Genomic DNA, 701 nt, shown 5'->3' with positions numbered 1-701 from the left:
CACTAATGGAACAACTGGGTTACAGCGACTACAAAGAGTTACAAGGGCACTTCTTGCGTCATGCCGAAGACAAACTGCGCAAACTTGGCAAGCGCATGCTGGGTTGGGAAGAAGCACAGCATGGCGACAAAGTCAGCAAAGACACAGTGATCTATTCGTGGTTAAGCGAAGAAGCGGCGTTGAACTGCGCGCGCCAAGGTTTCGATGTGGTGCTACAACCAGCGCAAACCACCTACTTAGATATGACCCAAGATTACGCACCAGAAGAACCGGGCGTGGATTGGGCTAACCCGTTGCCGCTAGAAAAAGCTTACAACTATGAACCACTCGCTGAAGTGCCAGCCGACGATCCAATACGTAAACGCATTTGGGGCATTCAAACAGCATTGTGGTGCGAAATCATCAACAACCAGTCTCGTATGGACTACATGGTCTTCCCACGCTTAACCGCAATGGCAGAAGCATGTTGGACAGACAAGCAACACCGAGACTGGACCGACTATTTATCACGTTTGAAAGGACACCTACCGCTGCTTGATTTGCAGGGAGTGAATTACCGTAAACCGTGGAAGTAATACAGAGCTGATGTAGAAGCATCACGCTTGAAGAGTTTTTAAATTTTGGCTGCAGACGCAGCTTTGTAAAAAGGAAAGACACAAATGAAATACGGCTATTTCGATAACGAGAATCGCGAATACGTC

1 protein-coding gene is annotated in these 701 nt (G+C 47.9%); it reads left to right on the top strand.

Annotation, left to right across the window (positions count from 1 at the left end; all coding sequences use genetic code 11):
• Positions 1-575, top strand: a 575-nt coding sequence (locus tag R7R24_RS26955) for a family 20 glycosylhydrolase (RefSeq protein ID WP_318120157.1), incomplete at its 5' end; no start/stop codon positions are given.
• Between the last annotated feature and the right edge of the window lie 126 nt (positions 576-701).

This window comes from Vibrio sp. 704, assembly GCF_033339295.1.
Note: the sequence above shows the minus strand (reverse complement) of the source record. Positions and strands in the feature narration are given on the sequence as shown.